This is a genomic window from Mesorhizobium sp. M5C.F.Ca.IN.020.32.2.1 (genome assembly GCF_004023105.1).
In the GTDB taxonomy this organism is placed as follows: Bacteria; Pseudomonadota; Alphaproteobacteria; order Rhizobiales; family Rhizobiaceae; genus Mesorhizobium; species Mesorhizobium wenxiniae.
Genome location: NZ_RZSX01001408.1, coordinates 1 through 923, shown reverse-complemented (window position 1 = coordinate 923; position 923 = coordinate 1). Strand labels below are relative to the sequence as shown.

At 66.4% G+C, this 923-nt stretch carries 1 pseudogene; it reads left to right on the top strand.

Annotated features, from left to right (window positions below):
* Positions 1-923 (top strand): annotated as a pseudogene (locus EOA86_RS36385) (AsmA protein); the annotation flags it as partial.

Here is a 923-nt window from a genome sequence, read left to right as displayed (position 1 = left end):
GCTCAAGGCCGATCCGGACGCCTATCCGCTGGTCATCGAAGCCGACGGCAATGCCGGCATCGTCAACGGCGCCGCCATCTATTCGGGCCAGTTCAAGGTCGCAAGGTCCGACAAGAATGGTGCCGACAAGAGTTCGGCGCAGCTTCAAGGCACCGACGGTGAGATGATGAAGGCCAGCGCAGGCAAGCCGGAGCCGGGGTTCAGGCTGAACGGCAAGTTTTCGGTCGACCACCAGCAACTTGGGGTCGACGAATTCCGCTTCGAGACCGGGCCGCTCGACAACCCATACACCGCCGATGGCAAGGCTGCCGTCGAGCTTGGGCCGAACCCAAGCTTTTCGATCGAGGCCGATGGCGCTCAGGTACAGTTCGATGAAGCCGTCGGCGCCGCGGCCGGCGCCGGGCTGACGCTGTCGGCGCGTGTCGCGGCGCTGGAGCAGGCTCTGCTCGAGCTGCCGAGGCCGACCATACCGGGCACCGTCGAGGTGAAGCTGCCGGCGGTGGTGGCCGGCGACACGACGGTTCGCGACGTACGCCTTTCCGCTGAGCCGGCCGATGCTGGCTGGTCAGTGAAGTCGCTGGCCGCGACACTGCCCGGCCGTGCCAGGCTGGAAGCAGATGGCATGCTCAGCGTCGAGGATCACTTCGGCTTCACCGGTTCGCTGCTTCTGGCGGTGGCGCAGCCTTCCGGCTTTGCCGCCTGGCTGTCGAGGGATGTCGACGAAGCGATCCGCCGGCTGCCGGCCGCCGGCTTCAAGGCCAAGGTCGACCTGACCGGAAAGCGCCAAGCCTTCAGCGACCTCGAACTCGTTCTCGGCAAGGCGAAATTTTCCGGTCGCATCGATTCCAGCCAGCCCGACGAGGCCAGGCCGTCGGTGCTGATGCGGCTCGAAGGTGGCGAACTCGATGTCGACGGCCTCGCCG